A 19,044-nucleotide genomic window follows, 5' to 3' on the forward strand; every position below is an offset into this window, starting at 1 on the left:
CAGCTCGTCAGTTCCTCGTCGACAGCCAGCAGTGAAGGTAGACACTGGTGTGCATCCCGTAAGCCCAACTGGAGTGATATTGACAGATGTCAGTGACAGGCGTCAACGAAATTGGGAAATCGGCTGTTTTCCATCCGCCGTGGCAGTCTGGTGGCATGGCCGAAATGCTGCTGTTGAGTCGATGGCTGGGGGCGGTTCCCGCCTTCCTCACCGCTCACGGGGCGGCCCCGAATGCGCGCATCGGCTTCGTGCCGACGGCGTCGTCGATCTATTCCGACCGGGCCTGGGTCGACCTGGATCGCAGCACGCTACGGCACCAGGGGTTCACCACCGTCGAGCTCGACGTCGAGACGATGCCGACGACGGACTTGGCCGTCGCACTCGACGACCTCGACGCGGTCTTCGTCTCCGGCGGCAACGTCTTCCATCTGCTGGCGGCGCTGCGTCGGACCGGGTTCGCCGAGATCCTCACCGAGCATGTCCGCGCCGGTCTCCCCTATCTCGGTGCGAGCGCGGGGGCCTGCGTCGTCGGACCCGACATCGAGCCCCTCGGCATGCTCGACGACCCGGCCGAGGCGACCGGCCTCGCCTCGACGACCGGACTCGGCTGGATCGACGAGGTGGTGGTGCCGCACGCAGACGGCATCGTCAGCGGGACGGCCGTCGTCGACGAGCTGCGCACCCGCTTCGGCGATCGGTTCCCGTTGCGATTCCTCGATGACGATCAGGCGTTGCTGGTCTCCGGTGATTCGGTCTCGGTGGTCGCGTCCTGATCCGGGTCGTCGGTGATGTCTTGGTCGGTGAGGTCTTCCGATGAGGAGCGGGACAGCATCCGGCGATTGATCTCGGACAGCGCGATCATCACCGCACCGACGACGAGCCACCCGACCACGGCGATCGACAGCGCCGGGACGATCGCCAGGGTCCAACTGCGCCCGGCCGGTCGCGCCAGGTCCGGATTGGTGACGTCGTACTCGACACTGATGCGCTGGCCCTGGGTCAGCTCCGTCGGGTAGAGCAGGCCGAGACGAGGGCTGTGGAACTGGCCGTCGGGGGTCTGGAAGTTGACCGCGGCGTGCAGCCGATCCGCCGACACCACGTCGGCCATGACCATCGCACGGTTCTCGTCGATCTGCCGATCATTCCTGTGACACCCCGCGACGAGGACCAGGCCCATCGTCGTGACCACCACGCCGAGTACGAGCAGCACGATCTGCACACGGCGCAGGATGGTCGGGTTCACGGCCACCACCTTAGTCGGCCTGTTCCGACCCATCTGGTTCTGGCCGCAGCTTCAGCTTCTGGCCGCAGCTTCAGCTCGAAGCCGGAACCCGATACTGCGGCCAGAAAGTCAGGCGAGCCGCGTCAGGCGAGCCGCGAGGCGAGTTCGAGCGCGCGCAGGATCTTGGCGTGCAGGCGTTCTGGATGCTTCAGATCCGCCCACGCCCATCGGACAATGATGTAGCCCAGCGCACGCAGTGCGTCCTCGCGGACCTTCTCTTCGTAGAGCACTTCCTCGATGTCACGCCCGTACGTTGCGCTCCGGTACTTCGCCCGACCATCCATCTCGCCGACGACACGGCCCGCGATGAGGACGTCGACCCGCGCCACGAACCGGCCGGATTCATCGGTGATGACCTGTTGGATCTCGGGTTCGGGGATGTCGGGGAAGGTCAGCAGGACGGCACGGCTGAACGACTCCGCGACACTCTCGGCACGACCATCCGCCACCGCGAGCGCCCGCCGGAGCGTGGCGGCACCGTGTTGACGCTTCGTGCGTGCGGCGTGTTCGTCGAGCACGTCGCGTCCCACCCCGAGGGCGAGTGCCGCATCGAGCGCGCAGACGGCCTGGTCGAATGTGCCCATCCGTGCCACATCGGCCGCGGTGCGACCCAGACTGGTGACCCGTCGCCCGTCGATGGCCTCGATGTCCGATTCCCGCAGTCGCCGATCCCGATGAAGGAAAACTGTCGCCGTCTCGCGTCCACCGGTCGACGTCACGAAATGCACGAGCTGATGATCGGGTTCGAGCAGTGGGAGACGGTGCACGGCCGCCGCCGACGTATGGCTGAGGGCACGCCGGTCTCCGCCGCCGAGAGACGCGGCGAACACTTTCTCCCGATATATCTCGTCGTGCTCGTTCGGCGCTGCCTCCGTCGCGCGGTATGTCCCCCGCCAGACCCGATCCAGTACCTGGTCGGCGACTGCCCCGCGAAGTTCGGAGTCGCCGACAAATGCCGCCTTCGCCCGATGAATGAATCCGAAGCCGTCCGCATGAAGATCCATGCCCTCTTTGACGCACCCGGACGCCCGGCGGATCCGGCGCAACATTCTGGCCGCACCTTCAGCTTCTGGCCGCAGTAGCAGCTCGAAGCCGGAACCCGATACTGCGGCCAGAATGACGACCCCTACGCCGGCCGGCCGTGCCGCGCTGCCTACGCCAGCCGCGCCGCGATAGCCGCGTGCACGTCGCGCAATGCCGCACGATCGGTACTCACCTCGACCACCTCGACGCCACCCGCAGGCGCCGGTTCACCCAGCACCGACGACAGCTCGCCCAGCCCGACCCGACGATGCGGGATGTGGAAACCGGCGCACAGGGACGCCAGGTCGGCGCGGTGCGGCGTCCCGAAGATCCGTTCGTAGGCACCCGCGTAGGGACCAGTGTTGAATCGCGGATCGCCCTGCTCCAGCAATCCGAAGATGCCGCCGCCGTCGTCGTTGGCCACGACGATCCGCAGCGACGACGGGCGCGGCTCACCCGGCCCCACCACCAGTCCGGTGACGTCATGGATGAAGGTCAGATCGCCCATCAGGGCAATGGTGTGCGCTCCGGGATCGGACCTGTCGAGCGCCAGCGCCGCTCCGATCACCGTCGAGTTGGTGCCGTCGATCCCCGCGACGCCGCGGTTGGAGAGCACCCGCACCCCCTCGGTGACCCGCCCGGCCAGCGCGACGTCGCGGATCGGGTTGCTCGCCCCGACCACCAGCTGGTCGCCGGGACGCATGGCGGCGCTGACGGCCCGCGCGACGTGAAGTCCGGTGGCGGCATCCGGATCGTCGAGCAGCAGACTGTCCAGCTCGGCATCCACCGCACCGAGAACCCGCTGCTGGGCGGCCGCGCATTCCTTGAGCCATTCCTCGCGCGCCTCCCCGATCGGTTCGACGCGCGTGCCGGTGGCGTACACGTTGCCGGACACATCCGGCCAGCGCGGACCGGTCGTCAGCGCATAGACACGCACCTCGGGATCGGCCAGCAGTTGCGAGACGCCGCGGTGCAGCGTCGGACGACCGCAGATGATCGCCTGCTGGGGCCGTAACGCTCCGAGCGCCAACGGATGCAGCGGCGTATGTGCTTGCGGTGCAGTCGGTTCCGCCACCGTCGGGATGCCGGCGAGCGCGGGATGGAACCCCGCCCCGTGACCCGAGACGACGACGGTGTCGAGCGACAGGTCGATGGGGATCGGCACATCGAGCTTGCCGACCGGAGCCTGCGTCCACGGCAGTCCGTCGGGGCGGCCGGCGAAACTCCCGAGATCGTCGTCGGGTCCGGCGCTCGCATCGGGCACCAGCGGCTCCCGCAACGGGATGTCGAATTGGACCGGCCCGGCGTTGCCGGTGCGGGCACCTCGGGCGGCCGCCAGCACACGGCCGACCGCCGACCGCCACTGGCTGTTCGTATCGAGGTCCTGCTCGGCCAGGCCGAGGCTGATCGTCGCGCGCACCTGGGTGCCGAAGATGCCGAACTGTTCGACGGTCTGGTTGGCTCCCGATCCCAGGAGTTCGTATGGCCGGTTCGCGCTCACCACCACCAACGGCACCCGCGCATAGTTCGCCTCGAACACCGCCGGACTCATGTTCGCGACGGCGGTACCGCTGGTCATCACGATCGGTACCGGCTGCCGCGACGACACCGCCAGCCCGAGGGCGAGGTAGCCGGCCGACCGCTCGTCGATCCGCACGTGCAGCCGCAGCCGGCCCGCCGCATCGGCCGCATGCAGCGCGAACGCCAGGGGCGCGTTGCGCGACCCTGGGCACAGGACCGCCTCGGTCACGCCGCCGCGGATCATCTCGTCGACGATGACCCGGGCCTGCAGAGTCGAGGGATTCATTCCACCAGCGTAGGACTGCTTGCGGTTGTCATCCGAACGGCCTGACGACAGTGGTGCCCGTCACATGGATGCGGCAGGATCGAGGCATGGGCTTCTACGACGACCGCGTCCTTCCGCACCTGATCAACCTGACCTGCGGGATGTCGGCGCTGACGCCGTTGCGCAGGCGCACCTGCGAGGGGCTGTCCGGTGACGTCGTCGAGCTGGGATTCGGCTCCGGCCTCAACGTCGACGTCTACCCCGATACCGTGACCCGCGTGTACGCGATCGAACCGTCCGACGGTGGGTGGGGAATCGCCGCCGACCGCGTCGCGTCGTCGCGCGTCCCCATCGAACGAGCCGGCCTCGACGGCCAGCGTCTTCCCTTCGACGACGACACCTTTGACGCCGCGCTCACCACGTTCACGATGTGCACCATCCCCGACCTGCCCACCGCGCTGTCGGAGGTAGCGCGGGTGGTGAAGGGCGGTGGCACACTGCATTTCCTCGAGCACGGCAGCGCGCCCGACGCCGCGGTGCGTCGCTGGCAGCATCGCCTGGAGCCGATCCAGCGCCGGGTGGCCGGTGGCTGCCACCTGACCCGCGACATCCCCGGGGTACTCGCCGACGCGGGCCTCACCGTCACGGCGATCGACCGCTTCTATCAGCCGGGCACCCCGAAATCGTTCGCCGCGATGAATCTCGGTGTCGCGCGGGTCGCGTGATCTCGATACATCCGCTCGCTACGCTCGCGGGCTACTCGATCAGCGGATGACGCGTCCCGCCGGTTGAGCCGCCCGCCGGTTGAGTAACGACGCGCGAGCGTAGCGAGCTCGTCGTGTATCGAATCCGAACCCGAGACCGAGGCCACACCCACCCCACCGCCTACTCTCGACCGAGTGCGTCGCTGGATCGTGTTGGCCCTCCTCACCGCGATCGCGACCTACCTTCTCGAACTCCTCGAAGTGGACGCGGCCGCATTGTTCGCCGGCCTCGTCGTCGCGGGTGCGCTGGCCATCGCCGGTGTCGCCCCACGCCGACGGTCCGCACCGCGTGAGGCCGACGACTCCGATCCCGCCGACGACTCCGCACCGCCCGCGATACCGCGACCGGCGATGCTCGCCGCACAGGGCGTGCTCGGCGTCTACATCGGGACCATGGCCGATCCGGAGACCCTGTCCGGACTCGGGTCGTCCTGGCTCCCGGTACTCGCCATCGGCCTGGGCACACTGGCCCTCTCGGTGACCGGCGGCGCACTGCTGGGTCTGCATCGTCTGGTCGACCCGTTGACCGGGTCTCTGGCCCTGGTGGCCGGCGGCGCGTCCGGGCTCGTCGCGCTCACGAGGGAACTCGGCGGCGACGAACGTATGGTCGCGGTCATCCAATATCTGCGGGTCGCGCTGGTCACCATCACGATCCCGCTGGTGGCCTCGGTGGTCTTCGACGCACATTCGTCTGGCGCCTCAGTGGCATCGCCGAGCGGCGGCGACCAGGCCTGGGGACTCCTGTTGCTGGCGGTCGGCCTGGGCATCGGCATACCGGTAGGCCGGCTCGTCCACCTGCCCGCAGCCGGACTCCTCGGCCCGATGGCGGTGGCCACCATCGCCGAACTGACCGGGCTGGCAGGCGACGCCGCGGTGTCGACGATTCTGCTGACCGTGGCCTACGCGGTGATCGGGTGGCAGGCCGGCCTCGGATTCACGATGGACCGGCTGCGAGCGATCGGCCGTGTCCTGCCGGCCGCGCTCGTGCTGATCCTGGCGATCGGTGTGGGCTGCGCACTGCTCGGGGTGTTGCTGTCGGCGTGGACCGGCGAATCGATGTTCGACTGCTACCTCGCCACCACTCCCGGCGGTATCTACGCCGTGCTCGCCGCCGCCACAGCGGCCGGGTCGAATGTCGCGTTCGTCGTCGCGGCCCAGATCCTGCGCGTGTTGCTGATGCTGTTCGTGGCGCCGTTCGCGGCGCGTGCCGCTGCCCGCCGGTTGGCGCGGTGACCGGCGACCTCGACCGGGTACCGGCACCTGACTAGAGTCGGGGGCATGAACGGGGACGCCAGCTCACCAGCACCAGGATCGAATGCCCGCGAGTTCGACGTCGTCGTATTCGGTGTCACCGGGTTCGTCGGCGAACTGACCGCCCGATATCTCGCCGAGCACGCGCCGACCGGCACCAGGGTCGCGCTGGCGGGACGGTCGGAGACCAAGCTGGCGGCCACCCGCAAACGGCTGCCGGCCCGCGCCCACGATTGGCCGCTGATCGTCGCCGACTCGTCGTCGCCCGCATCGCTCGACGCGATGGTCGCCCGCACCCGGGTCATCTGCACCACCGTCGGGCCCTACCTCCGCTATGGCGAGGCACTGGTGGTCGCGGCGGCGAGCGCAGGCACCGACTACGTCGACCTCACCGGCGAGGCCCCCTTCGTCCATTTCTCCATCAACAAGGCGCACGAGACCGCCGTCGCGACCGGCGCCCGGATCGTCCATTCCTGCGGGTTCGACTCCGTTCCCTCGGACCTCGGCGCCTACCTGCTGTACAAGAAGATCGCCGACGACAAGGCGGGCGAACTCACCGACACGACCTTTGTGGTCAAGTCGTTCAAGGGCGGCATCTCCGGCGGCACCTTCGATTCGGTGCGGGTCATCGCCGAGCAGTCACGCGACGCCGAGACGCGGAGGTTGCTGCTCAATCCGCACTCGCTGTCGGGTGAGCCCGGCAACACGCCGCGGGTGTCGATGTCGTCGGAGCCCAGCGACATGACGATGATCAGCGCCAAGAAGGTCGACCCGTCGATGCGCGGGACGTTGGCCCCGTTCTTCATGGCGGCGTCCAACACCCGGATCGTGCGCCGGACCGACGCCCTCCTCGACAACGCGTACGGCAAGGACTTCCGGTACGCGGAGACAATGTCGGTCGGCCAGGTCCCCGGGGTCTCCACACTCATCGCCGGTGTCGTCGCGGTGGGCACCGGCGTCTTCCTCGGCGCGATGAGCTTCGGCCCGACCCGCAAGCTCCTCGACCGCCTGCTCCCCAAGCCCGGCGAGGGACCGAGCGAAAAGGTCCGGGAGAAGGGATCTTTCGTCACCGAGACCTACACCACCACGACCACCGGCCGCCGCTACCGCTCGCGGATGCGCATGAAGGGCGACCCCGGTTACAAGGCGACTGCCATCATGCTCGGCGAGAGCGCCCTGACGCTGGCCCTCGAACGCGACCGACTGTCGAGCCTGACCGGCGTGCTGACCCCGGCCGCGGCCATGGGCGACGTCCTCGCCAACCGCCTCCGCACCGCCGGTGCCACCCTCGACGCCGTCGAGCTCACCTGACCCCGCCGACGGCAACCGGAATCCCGCCGACAGCAACCTCTTTCGCGCCGACGGCAACGTCAGACGATGACCGCCGCGCCCTCGATCGGCTTCACCGCGTCCACTGCCCGCCGCGGGATCGACGGAATCCCGTCCCCGGGCAGCGTGTCGGTCTCGGTGACGGCCGGACCGGCGCCGCTGCCCTGGGCCACCAGCGTGCCGTAGAGCCTGGGCTCCCCTCCGGCATCCCGCTCGCCCTGCACCGAGGTGACCGCGTACGACCCCTCTGGCAGGTCGATCCGATGTGTCCCACCGGCTTCCACGACGTAGAAGTCGGTTTGCGGCAACGTGTTCGACGCCGCGCCACCGGTGAACACGGTGACCGCGATGTCCTGGTCGCTGTCGTTGTGGATGGTCAGCCCACCGGTGTCGGTCGTGTAGTAGACGCCGTCCGCCGCCCCGTCGGCGCCGGTCGCGAAGGTCGGCCACAGGATGCCGGTCGCCAGACCGTCCGACGGGTCCCAGAACCGGTCGTCCGGATCGGCGACGGGATCGGCGGTGTCGCGGATCGCCCCGCCGAACGGATTGAAGTTGTAGCTCAGCGTCTGGTCATCCTGCACGACGACCATGCCGTAGATGATGGCGCGCCCGGCCGGATCACGTTGCCCCTGCATCACATAGCCGGAGATGTCGCCGGAGGCATCGATCGTCGTCGAGCCACCCGCGGGAACCACGTACACGCCGTCACCGTGCGGAACGTTGAACTGATCCACCGCGATGATCGCGACATCCGTGTCGGTCGTGTTGGTGAACGTGATCGTGTCGGCATCGGTGTCGTAGGTGTAGGTGATGCCGTCGTTGTCGACGATCCGGTAGTTGTCACCGATCAGCACCTGGAAGTCCGAGGGGTCGAGGTACTTGTTCCCCGGATCGATGCCGGACCACACCAGCCGTGCAGTGAGAACCTTGATCGCCTGGGCAAACAGGGAATCGTCGGTGTCGGCCGCCGCCGGCCGGGTTCCCGACGACAGCTCGGCGACGGTCTGCGTCGGTAGAGTGAACCGCTCGCCCGGCCCCAGCAGACCGACGTAATCGGTGCCGTCGTCGCGGCTACGCCTGCTGAGCACACCGGCCGTCACGAGACTCTGGTTGAGGAAGATCAGGCCGTCGCGGCCGGGTCCGTTCACCAGCCGGTAGAAAACACCCGAGCCGAGCGCCGCCAAGGCGGTAGTGGTGCCCGGTTCGCCGACGAACTCGTCGACCGGCTCGATTGTCGACGATGTCGCGTTGCCGGAATCGGGTACCACCGCGGCGGTCGGGTCGGGCGACGTCCGTGTCGCGGAGGGAGACGTACCCGCGCGATGGCGGCCCGGCGACGTCGGGTCGGCACGGTGGCGGCCCGACGTATGGGTGCCGGCATGATGCCGCCCCGACGACTCGGACTGCGACGGCGACGGGGTCGTCGGCGTCGGAGCCGACGACTCCTCGGCGGGCTGCTGCTCCGGTGTTTCGGGAGCGGGTGCCTCGGGAGCGGGCGTTTCGGGAGCGGGCGTTTCGGGAGATGCGGTGTCCCCGGCCGCGGCGCCCTCGGGGTCGGCCGGGTGCTCGGTCGTCGCGCCCGAAGGCTCCTCCGTGCTCGGGGCGTCGGGTGCAGAGGTCGACTCCCCGGTCTCCCCCGTCGAAGGCACGTCATCGGTTTGACCCGCGCCTGCGTCCGTCGTCGCCGATCCGGAGCCCGCATCAGACGGCGACGAGACGCCGGCGTCGGTTCCGGTGCCGTCATCCGCCGCGGCGATCGCGGCAGGCGCAGCGATCACCAGAGCGGCAGCGATGCCCGATGTGGCGACGATTCGCCGGGTCCGACTCAGCCTGTGCACCGACGATCTCGTCATTTCAGCCCTTCAGCGTCACGACCGCTCCGAATCCCGGGAAATTGTCGCCGGGATGGTCAAGAGTTCGATCGCGAGAAAGGCCCGCGGCGTTACCGATTCGACAGGTCGCCGCCGCGAATCGTTATTGCTGGCCGGGATTGAGCTTGATGAAAAGTGCGTCCATCTCGGCGCAGAGCCGGTCGCCGTCGTGGATCGTGCCCTTGATGAACACTTTCCGGCCGTCGACCTTCTCGGCCCAGGTCCGGCATTGCAGAGGCGTGTTCAACGGGGTGATCGATCGGTACTGCACGGTGAGATAGGCGGTCCGGCTGACGCCCTGGATTGCCACCGCCGATGCGTATCCGCCGAGATCGTCGAACGCCACCGCGACCTGACCACCGTGCGCGGCCTTGTTGCCACCGAGGTGGAAATCGCGGAAGGTCACGGTCGCGAAGACACCGTCGTCGTTGACGTCGGTGACCTCGAACGGCGGCAGGGTGATGTTGCCACGGGCGGGCAGATCGATCCGCGTTCCGGCAGGTGAATGCCACTCGTCGATCCGGACCGCGGCGAGTTTCTCGTTGATGGCGGCGAGCTCATCGATCAGTTCGTCGGTCAGTTCGGGCGTCGGGCAGGCGTAGCGCGCGCGGTCCATGAGCGTGCGGACCTGCTCGCTGAACTCTCCGTACCGCGGGCCGCCTCGTTCGGTCGTGATGGCCGTGTGCGCGCGGAAGCCACCCTCATGGGGATCCTCCACTTCGGTGGAAGTATCGGGACTGACGGCACCATCACTCATGGAGCAACCGTATAGAACGGACAATCAGCGGTCGCGACGTGCCCGGGGAGGGAGGTCGAGCGGGCGGCCGCCGATCTCACCCGGCTTCTCGTTTCGGTCGCGCAGACGCACTGCCCGGGCGATCACGAGCGCAAGCACCACCGCGACCGTCACCCACACGGTGACGATGATCGCGACGACGATCCAGCCCGACATCTGTTCAGCATGCCAAAGGTCGGCACCTATCCACCACTCGTGCCCACGTGGAACTGCCGGTTCATCGTGGCGCGATCTTCCGTACACCCGCGAACGTTTCTCGCGCCGTGCGTCCTAGGCTGTCGACATGAGCAACTCCGCTTCCGATCCTGGCCAGCCGTTCGACGCCGAACAGTGGGCGGCGGTGCCGGGCTTCACCGACCTCACCGACATCACGTACCACCGGCATACCGGACCGGGGCGCGCCAACGGAATCGTCCGCATCGCCTTCGACCGGCCGGAGATCCGCAACGCGTTCCGGCCACATACTGTCGACGAGTTGTACCGCGCCCTCGACCACGCTCGCCGCTCCCCCGATGTCGGCACGGTGTTGCTCACCGGCAACGGCCCGAGCCCCAAGGACGGCGGCTGGGCGTTCTGCAGCGGTGGAGATCAGCGGATCCGCGGGCGCTCGGGGTACCAATACGCCACCAGCCACGATTCCGACGTCACCGGAGCCGGCGCCGACACCGTCGACGACGCGCGCGTTAAGGCCGAAGGCGGCCGTCTCCACATCCTCGAGGTTCAGCGCCTGATCCGCACCATGCCCAAGGTCGTGATCGCGGTGGTCAACGGATGGGCAGCCGGCGGCGGCCATTCCCTGCACTCGGTGTGCGACCTGACCATCGCCTCACGTGAGCACGCACGGTTCAAACAGACCGACGCCGACGTCGGCTCCTTCGACGCCGGATACGGCAGCGCCTACCTCGCCAAGCAGGTCGGCCAGAAGTTCGCCCGCGAGATCTTCTTCCTCGGCGAGGCCTACGACGCGGAGACCATGTATCAGATGGGCGCGGTCAATCGCGTTGTCGCACATGTCGACCTCGAGAAGACCGCCATCGAGTGGGGACGCAAGATCAACGGCAAGTCGCCGACGGCGCAGCGCATGCTGAAGTTCGCGTTCAACCTCACCGACGACGGCCTCATGGGGCAACAGGTCTTCGCCGGCGAGGCGACACGATTGGCGTACATGACCGACGAGGCGGTCGAGGGGCGAGACGCGTTCCTGGAGAAGCGGTCTCCGGACTGGGACGCGTTTCCGTACTACTACTGAGACATCGACGCACTCTGGGGATGATCGCAGCGGTGCCAGGTTCCGAGCCGATCACCGGATGCGTGCCGAGGGTCTTCCGAACAGGTACCCCTGGGCGAAATCGAAACCCAGCTCCTGGAGCTCGGGAATGATCGCCTCGTCCTCCACTCCCTCCGCGACCATCGTTACCCCCGTCGCCTGGGCAACGTCACAGATCGCGTGCACCAGCGCGCGACTGGAGGCGTCATCGGGTATCTGGTCCACCAGATTCTTGTCAACCTTCAGAACGCCTATCGGGAGGTCGCGGACATACCGAAGCGCGGAAAACCCAGAACCGAGATCGTCCACGCAGATGATGCATCCGATCTCATGCAACTGCTGCACTGCAAGCGCAGCCGGGGTCCCGAGCCCGACCGCCTCGTTCTCGCTGAGCTCGATCCAGATTTGTCCGGGTTCAACACCATTCGTATCGACCAACTCCTGCGTGTACGTCCCGATCGCGCTGTCCCACAACTGTTGTGCGGACAAGTTGATGGCGACAAAAGCTTCCTCACCGATTGCAGGAACGATTTCTGACGACAGTGCCCGGACGGCTTCCCCGATCGCATGCCTGCCGATGGGCACGATCAACGAGGTCTCTTCGGCCACGGAGAGAAACGCATCAGGCGACAGCAGCCCAGCTTCGGTATTCCAGCGCAGGAGCGACTCATACCCGACGGTCCGCCTGTCCGGGAGGGTGACGATCGGCTGGTAGTGGAGCACGAAGTCGTTGTCGTCGGATCGGCTCAGACGGGTTGCGATCTCGACATCCTCGCGGATGCGAACGGGCGTCGTCGGGTCGGCGAACACCACATTGTGTTGCCGCGTGATGGCAGTCGACAGAGCGGAGTCGGCAAACTGCGTGAGAGCATCCGACGTGGCCACACTGGGCAGGTCCGCGCTGACCGCGACGCCTGCACAGATGTCCAGAAAACACGCCACCCCACCCATCTCCAGCCGCCGAGAGCTCAGGCTTCCTCTCACGGCGCTGACGAGCCCTTCGAGGCCGGGTTCAGTCGGCGGCAGCCAGATCAGCCACTCAAACGCTGAGCGCCGCTCAAAATTCGCCGTCGGACTCAACGGCCGCAACACCTCATCAACGAATCGGTCGGCGATCAAAGCCGATTCGGCTCGGCCATAGGCCACGGCAGCCCGGTGGTACGGGTCTGCAGCCATCGCGATCGCTGTCGTTCCCGCGAGTCCGCGCTTCATCACCGGCGCCCCGTCCTCAAATCTGGCCTCGGTCGGCCAGTACCCTGCCAGTGTATGTCCAAGTGCATCGACTCGGGGACGCCGATACTGCGCATGTTTTTGTCGATAGGCCGGGTTTGCTTGAGCCTGACGATGTCCCGCGGCGCATAAGATGCAGATGGCCGGGTGCGCCTACAGTTCAACAAGTCCCTACTCGCCGGCGCCTACGGCAGGTTCAGGGAGCCGACAATCCACGTGCCTTGTTCGGGTTATGATCTGTGCGAGCGATCGCCGGTTGACCGATGCGGACCCGACGGAGGTTGGAGTGCAGCAGCTTCTGAGTGTTTGCGTGCCGCTGTTCAACAGCGCCGATACGGTTCAGAAGTGCCTGGAGAGCGTTCTATCGCAGTCCTACGGCGACTTCGAGTGCCTGGTTGTGGACAACGCCTCCACCGATTCGACGGTCGAGCGTGTCCTTCAGTTCGACGACCCACGCATACGACTCGTGCGCAACGAACGAAATATCGGGCTGGTGGGCAATCACAACCGATGCGTCGAACTCGCACGCGGCAGCGTCATGCAGTTCGTACACGGAGATGACTGGCTCCTACCGAACTGCCTCGAACTTCTCCTGCCCTTCTTCGACGATCCCGACGTGGTCCTCGCCTTCGCACCGCGCATCGTGGAGACCGACGACACCGAATGGAAAGCGAGATACGCGCGTCTCGAGACACCATTGGCACCTTTGGCGACCATCAACAACGGGCAGGAACTGATCCGTCGATACCTCGACGCCGGCGCCGGAGGCAATCCGATCGGTGAACCCACCGCCGTGATGGTTCGACGCGAAACCCTGATCAAGGCCGGCGGCTTCCGGGTCGACGTACCGCAGCTACAGGACATCGAGGCGTGGCTGCGCGTCATCGCATTGGGCCATGTCGCATACGTGGACGACGAGCTGACGGTGCGATGGCACCATTCCGGCTCCGAGACCGATCTCCATCAAGGAGCGCCCTCCATCGACCGCATGTGGGTCATGACCGGACTGATGAACTGTCGCGAGTTGGATAACTCGTTGCGGCGACGCGCATTTACGCTGTGGCTGCGATCATTCGCACACGTCCCCGAGGACCTGGTCCGCAATCCCAGCGGGCAGCGCATGCAGTTGCTCAACCGCCTTGCTCGTCAGTTGGCGGCAACCGCGCGAACCACTCCCCTGACGTTCGGCGAAGGCACGAATCCCTGACACGATCACCCACGGAGAATCGACGAGAGCACCGGACCGATTCTGCGCCAATCCAGCGATTGTCGAGCACCCACGGCGGCGCAACGGAAACCGCGATTGACCGCAGGATCATCCATCTCCGTGAGCGCCTGGGCCAATGCAACGTGGTTCCGGGGCGGCACGACGAGGCCGATACCAAGAGATCGGACCGTCTCACCGAGCCCACCGACGTCGGACACGATCACCGGAACGCCGTGCTCGATCGCCAAGTGCAGCACTCCGCTCTGGGCTTCGAAGTCAGTGTACGGCAGCACAACCGCATTCGTGCGCGCCATGAGATCCGGAACCCGGTCGTGCTCGACGAACCCATCGATCCACTCGATTCGGCAGTCCCTGGCGACCCCAGCTTCGATTGCCTCACGCGTCGGATGTCCCGCTCTGCCGGCGATCGTCAGTGAGCACTCGCCCACATACTGTGTGAAGGCATCCACGAGCACCTCGACCCCTTTGTTTGCCCGGATTTCCCCGAACAACAGGTAGGTCGGTGGCCCACTCCTTCGCACGCCAGTGAGCGAAGACGATGAAATACCATGCGGGACAACGGAGAGATGGCGAACACGATACCGCTCACTGGCAACTCGACTGTTGCCTTCGGTGTGGACCAACACCGAGTCGGCCAACTGCAGCCCCTTTCCGGTGATCCATTCATCGACGACATCCAACCGCGATGCCGAATAATCGTGGCGCCGAATGTTATGCAGCCGCACTATCACTCGCTTTCCCAACAACTTCGACAAGACGACGATAAACGGCAAAGTGAAACGCTGGATCTCCTCCAGAAGAACGACGTCCACGTCGCGTGCACGCATCAAGAACCGGCTGAAGGCCACGTCGTGCCGTCGCCACGGCCGCGATCGCTCCCACACCCAGCGCCACGTCGATCCCAGGTCAGATCTCGGGATCTGCTTCGGGATCGCCACCGGTTGGTTGATCCGCTCGGAGACGAAGCGCACATCGAGGTCTGCTCGTCGGGGCCAGACGAAACGGATGTCGTCGTCGGTGTCGAGAACCCCGGTCAACGCGTTGAGGACGTACTCCGGGTGACCACCGCGGGCGGTGGGAGCGAAGACCGCCACAGTCGTGACCGCTCGTTCCCCGTCGTGTTCGCGCAACCCGTCATCGTATCGGCAGGAACGACCGATGGTCCACCGCGCAACCTTCTTCACAGCCGCTTCTCTTGTACCGTCGAGCAGACCGGCGATGGCAGCGCGAAGCTCCGCGATGCCCCCTCTAAGGCGGCGCTCACGCAGCGGTCTCAACAGCTGTCCGACAGTGCGCTTTGCGCCGGCACCGACGAGCAGCGACGCCAATCCGACATGCGGAGCAAGAACCACGATCCGATTTCGGTTCATGTAGCGGTGATAGACGGCGCTGCGCCGCTCGCCGAAATCAGTCTGCGAGCCGCCTTCCTCATGCCACACGCGAGCGTGGGGCTGGACCACCAACGACACTCCGCGACTCTTCCAACGTAAGGCGAGGTCGACGTCCTCCCAGTACAGGAACAAGCCGTCGTCGAATGCCTCGGCACGCCATAGCCGCAGCGTCGTCGCCAGCACTGCACCACTCAGAAAACCCGTCGTGTACGCATCGGTTTCGAACGGCGGCGGGACCTGACCGTAGCCCGAATGCGAGACCACGCCACGCCGTAGCTCGATGTCTCCTCCTGCGAACCAGACCACCGGAGCCACCCGATCGCCCGTCACGATCACCGGTGAGACGACGCAGTCACCGGAGATCGAGTCGATCGCGTGCGCCAGTTCGCGAAGGCATCCGCGCTCTATCCGGGTATCCGGATTGAGGACGCACAGCACGGCATCGTCGTCGATTGCGCAGAGATACCGCAGGATCGCATTGTGCCCGCTGCCGAAGCCGACGTTGCGTGGACTCCTGATCAGTGTCAGCCTCTCGACACCCTCTGCGATCTCCGACAGTCTGCCCCACTCCGCGTCGTCGACACTGTTGTCGAGAACGGTCACCGATCTCGCACCATCTTCGATCAACTGGCGGACAAGCACTTTCAAGTATCCAGAAGTGAAGTAGTTCACTATCGCCACGTGTACCCCGGGCCCCGAGAATCGATCTGTCATCACACACTCGGCTCGAATCTCCGCCATGCTGCCAGCATTCCGTTCTGCCGATCTCGGCCGGACTCTGCCATGAGTCCGTACTCATCGTTGATCAAGCCCCATTGATAGACCCCATGGACACGTTCCGATGAGGTCGCGAGCCGCCCGATACTCCGGTAGACGGCAACCCGGTCCACGTCCTCATCACGGCTCGCCCCCACCTCACCGAACACCAGCGGGATGTCCGTCGCGAGTTCGTACGGCGCGAGATAGTTGGTCCGGGAGCGAATGTGCGGTGGCCGATAGACGTGGATGTCAAAGAAGTCGATGACCTCGCGCCATCTACTCATCTCCGCTCTGTCAGTCAGCTTCTCGATCAGTTCCCCGGTGTGAACGTCGGATACCGACAGCGGTAGATCCGTCTCGTTCCTGATCGTCGCGGCCCACCGTGTGACATGCGCGAACACCACATTCTTCGCTATCTGCGGATAGATCACCGAGACCTCGTTGCAGAGTTCCACCGCCACCACGTTGTCGTAAGTGGACAGCTGCTTCGCGATCATGGTCACCAACGGCTCAACCTCGTCCAGGCGGTCCAACGGTGTGTGCCGGAGGTCGAGGAGACAGTAGTAGACAGACAGTCCTCGGCGCCGACAGTAGGCGGTGAACTGGTCGAGTCGTCGTCGATACGAGCCGGGGTCGACGGCACCGAACAGCATCGCACCGACATCTCCGACAATCCTGATCGTGCGCGATCCGGCCTCGACGGCGAGATCGATCGATTCGCGGACCCAGTCCCAATCCCAGCGGGTCCAGAAGTTCTGCCATGCCGAGCCGTCATCGATATCCGCGGCCCGTGGGATCACACAACTACCTTTGAGCCCCTTCGGAAGCGGGCCCGGCGACCTGAGCCGCTTTCCGATCAACGGGATGATCCCTACACCCCATGTGGCGCCCAGCGAATCGAACTCTCGGCGCAGGGTCGTGCCCGAGACAGCATGGTCCCAGCAGCGGAGCTGTTGCAGCATCCCATCGAAGGACTTCTGACGACCTTTGGCTCCCAGCGTCAGCCGCCCGACGCCTCCGAAACCGACCTGGCCGGAATAGGTTGCGACGTGCGCGCCGTTGAGAAACCCCTGAACGATCCGTGAAGAATCGAAGGTCATGGCGAAAACACAGGGCCGCAATGCGATCGATGTATCCTCCACCCGCATCAACTCGACCCCCCGGGACCAGATCGCGATCGAATCGATGTCCGCCAGCACCAGGTGGATGTCGACGTTCCGAGCATCGGTGAGGGTACAGATCCTTCCAGTTCCGCCGCTGCGGGCGTCGACCACTACCAGGAGACTGAACTCCGTAAGGCCCGGTAGAACGTTCGCCACCATGGCGTCCGTGGACGAGAATCGCCAACCCGCAGAGGACGGCTCGGGCAGTGTTGCCTGCCGGACCTGGGCCGGGCCGGGCACACCACTCCCGACCTGATTTCTTATCACCGCAAGCCCGTCGACGCGGTCGAATGAGGAACGCTTACCGTCGATGTCTAGGACACAGCCGGGACCCGTTGCCTCGGGATAGCTGCGGGGTGTCACCGTGCATCCGACAAACAGAGCAGGGGCTGCCACCGCGGCAAGTTTCAGGAGTCGACGCCTCGTGATCCTCAATGCACTGCCCTCGTCAGGATGTCGTCCGGCGTCACCGCAGCATCCTGCTTCATGACATCGCCGCGGCATGCTGCTCTGGCGATCGCATAACCCAGGAGGCAGCCGAACACGATCGAGCCCCCGTGATCGTTCGGCATCGGCGCGACGGCGATGACGGCCGCCAGGCCCGCCGTCGTCCCGGCGACAGCAATGCTCGGACCGTCTCGCCAGTTCCGGAGGATCACCGGTAGCACACAGGTGGCCAGCACTCCGAGGAACGCGACAAGTCCCAGGACTCCGGCCTTGGTCCTGATCCACCCGTAGTAGTTGTGGGCATACAATTGACCCGCACCTGCCGCGAACTCCTCGGGCGCACCCGTCGCCGGTTTGTACCTGAGGCCGAGTCCGTTTCCAAGAATCTCCTTATCTCCGACGCTTTCCGCGAGGTAGTGGTTCTCCAGACGCCGGTCCTGGGTTGATGAGTCGACCGTCCTCGTCGACTCATCAAGGCCGGAGATCACCCTGTTGGAGTAGCCGGAAACCTGGCTCTGCGCCCACTCATGCGCGCCCATGCTGCTCGCACCGACGAACGCGAGCCCAAGCGCCACGGCCAGCACCCCAAGAGCAACAGCTATGCGGACTATGATCCGCAGGAGCATTCCGTTCACCACGGCTGTCACAATCAGAAACGCGAGCATTACCCCCACGCCCAGAAACGCATTTCGCGAGAAGCTGAGGAAGTCCACTATCAGCGCGGGTATCAGAAGGACGACAATCATTTTCGTTCTACCGACACCGACCAGCAGCAACGCTACGGCGATCAAGGTAACCGCGAGCGCCAGCGGGGTCGTCGATGTGAGCAGCCGATGCGCATCTGATCCACCCGCCACCAGGCGACCCGTGGTCGTATACAGCTGTGCCGCTTCCTCTCGGCCGGACAGCGCGAGACCGGTGACCGACGACACGAGCATCAGGAGTGCGGACCCCGACAACGTGAAGAAGAGCGCGGGAACGTGCCGAGCGACATCGCCGAGGGAGACGATGACCGCGGCAACGAACACTGCTCCGACCATCGCCACCACCGGCCGCATGTCGTACTGCACATCGCGAATCGGATAGCCTGCCACCAGTCCGTGTGCAACTGCAATCATCACCGACACAATGAATACACCGAGCGCAATTGCGACCGGGGAATGCAACATTCGTCTACCGACCGGTTTCGCCTGTCGTAGCCGCACGCCCGCGTAGACAACCGCGGCGAGCAGGACGACCTCGTGGAAGTAGACGAACAGTCCGCCCACACGGACGCCGTCTGGCACCGATGCCGGCACCGTCATGAACGTGATGACGATGACCGCGTCCACAAGCAAGGCAGGCCGACGCCATACACAGGCCACCAGCGCGACGCCACCAGCGACGGCCACCGCGCTTTCGAAACGGCCGGCACCGAGAAGCACGACCACTGCCAGCATCGCACCACCACCGGCGAG

The 19,044-nt window shown here is 65.9% G+C and carries 16 protein-coding genes; 6 read left to right on the forward strand and 10 right to left on the reverse strand.

The genetic code is table 11. The features are described 5' to 3' along the window. The first annotated feature begins 155 nt into the window (after positions 1–155). Complete coding sequence (locus tag OVA31_RS05660) at positions 156–773, forward strand: Type 1 glutamine amidotransferase-like domain-containing protein (RefSeq protein WP_267630124.1); 618 nt, start codon at positions 156–158, stop codon at positions 771–773. On the opposite strand, the gene OVA31_RS05665 is transcribed toward OVA31_RS05660, so the two are convergent. From OVA31_RS05665 to menD, 3 genes are all read right to left on the reverse strand, one after another. After that, entirely contained in the window at positions 725–1,243 is a 519-nt protein-coding gene (locus OVA31_RS05665; protein WP_267630125.1) for a DUF3592 domain-containing protein, read from the reverse strand. The genes OVA31_RS05660 and OVA31_RS05665 overlap by 49 nt on opposite strands. A gap of 122 nt (positions 1,244–1,365) precedes the next feature. After that, positions 1,366–2,286 (reverse strand): hypothetical protein, encoded by a 921-nt coding sequence (locus OVA31_RS05670; protein WP_267630126.1) that lies wholly within the window; start codon positions 2,284–2,286, stop codon positions 1,366–1,368. 149 nt (positions 2,287–2,435) lie between these two features. Beyond that, the gene (gene menD / locus OVA31_RS05675) at positions 2,436–4,112 is read right to left on the reverse strand and encodes a 2-succinyl-5-enolpyruvyl-6-hydroxy-3-cyclohexene-1-carboxylic-acid synthase (protein WP_267630128.1); all 1,677 of its coding nucleotides are present in this window, start codon (positions 4,110–4,112) and stop codon (positions 2,436–2,438) included. 86 nt (positions 4,113–4,198) lie between these two features. On the opposite strand from menD, the gene OVA31_RS05680 reads away from it, so the two are divergent. From OVA31_RS05680 to OVA31_RS05690, 3 genes are all read left to right on the forward strand, one after another. Next, positions 4,199–4,816: a class I SAM-dependent methyltransferase gene (locus tag OVA31_RS05680; protein ID WP_267630129.1), complete on the forward strand. Its 618-nt coding sequence runs from the start codon at positions 4,199–4,201 to the stop codon at positions 4,814–4,816. Between the two features lie 174 nt (positions 4,817–4,990). Continuing rightward, positions 4,991–6,088 carry an AbrB family transcriptional regulator gene (locus tag OVA31_RS05685; protein ID WP_267630130.1) on the forward strand — a complete coding sequence of 366 codons (1,098 nt, stop codon included), beginning with the start codon at positions 4,991–4,993 and terminating at the stop codon, positions 6,086–6,088. A 45-nt stretch (positions 6,089–6,133) separates the two neighbouring features. Then, positions 6,134–7,417 carry a saccharopine dehydrogenase family protein gene (locus OVA31_RS05690; protein WP_267630131.1) on the forward strand — a complete coding sequence of 428 codons (1,284 nt, stop codon included), beginning with the start codon at positions 6,134–6,136 and terminating at the stop codon, positions 7,415–7,417. A 59-nt stretch (positions 7,418–7,476) separates the two neighbouring features. Here the strand turns inward: OVA31_RS05690 and OVA31_RS05695 are convergent, their stop codons facing one another. From OVA31_RS05695 to OVA31_RS05705, 3 genes are all read right to left on the reverse strand, one after another. Then, the gene (locus OVA31_RS05695) at positions 7,477–9,273 is read right to left on the reverse strand and encodes a hypothetical protein (protein WP_267630132.1); all 1,797 of its coding nucleotides are present in this window, start codon (positions 9,271–9,273) and stop codon (positions 7,477–7,479) included. 136 nt (positions 9,274–9,409) lie between these two features. Continuing rightward, on the reverse strand, positions 9,410–10,063 hold the full coding sequence (locus tag OVA31_RS05700; RefSeq protein ID WP_267630133.1) for a PaaI family thioesterase: 654 nt from the start codon (positions 10,061–10,063) through the stop codon (positions 9,410–9,412). 24 nt (positions 10,064–10,087) lie between these two features. After that, on the reverse strand, positions 10,088–10,258 hold the full coding sequence (locus OVA31_RS05705) for a hypothetical protein (RefSeq protein ID WP_267630135.1): 171 nt from the start codon (positions 10,256–10,258) through the stop codon (positions 10,088–10,090). Between the two features lie 127 nt (positions 10,259–10,385). Here OVA31_RS05705 and OVA31_RS05710 point away from each other — a divergent pair, with 127 nt between their 5' ends. Next, positions 10,386–11,351 carry a 1,4-dihydroxy-2-naphthoyl-CoA synthase gene (locus tag OVA31_RS05710; RefSeq protein WP_267630136.1) on the forward strand — a complete coding sequence of 322 codons (966 nt, stop codon included), beginning with the start codon at positions 10,386–10,388 and terminating at the stop codon, positions 11,349–11,351. Between the two features lie 51 nt (positions 11,352–11,402). Here the strand turns inward: OVA31_RS05710 and OVA31_RS05715 are convergent, their stop codons facing one another. Then, positions 11,403–12,581, reverse strand: coding sequence for an EAL domain-containing protein (locus OVA31_RS05715; RefSeq protein WP_267630137.1), 1,179 nt, complete (start codon positions 12,579–12,581; stop codon positions 11,403–11,405). Between the two features lie 304 nt (positions 12,582–12,885). Between OVA31_RS05715 and OVA31_RS05720 the strand changes: the two genes are divergently transcribed. After that, positions 12,886–13,806 (forward strand): glycosyltransferase, encoded by a 921-nt coding sequence (locus OVA31_RS05720; protein WP_267630139.1) that lies wholly within the window; start codon positions 12,886–12,888, stop codon positions 13,804–13,806. A 5-nt stretch (positions 13,807–13,811) separates the two neighbouring features. Here the strand turns inward: OVA31_RS05720 and OVA31_RS05725 are convergent, their stop codons facing one another. The 3 genes from OVA31_RS05725 to OVA31_RS05735 are packed head-to-tail and all read right to left on the reverse strand — an operon-like array spanning position 13,812 to position 18,918. Beyond that, a complete protein-coding gene (locus OVA31_RS05725; protein ID WP_324290188.1) occupies positions 13,812–15,959 on the reverse strand; it encodes a glycosyltransferase in 2,148 nt (715 codons plus the stop codon). Further along, entirely contained in the window at positions 15,932–17,536 is a 1,605-nt protein-coding gene (locus OVA31_RS05730) for a hypothetical protein (protein WP_267630141.1), read from the reverse strand. The genes OVA31_RS05725 and OVA31_RS05730 overlap by 28 nt, the downstream gene beginning before the upstream one ends. Positions 17,537–17,571: 35 nt before the next feature. Continuing rightward, on the reverse strand, positions 17,572–18,918 hold the full coding sequence (locus tag OVA31_RS05735; protein ID WP_267630143.1) for an O-antigen ligase family protein: 1,347 nt from the start codon (positions 18,916–18,918) through the stop codon (positions 17,572–17,574). Positions 18,919–19,044 lie beyond the last annotated feature (126 nt).

This window comes from Gordonia sp. SL306 (assembly GCF_026625785.1).
GTDB lineage: Bacteria > Actinomycetota > Actinomycetes > Mycobacteriales > Mycobacteriaceae > Gordonia.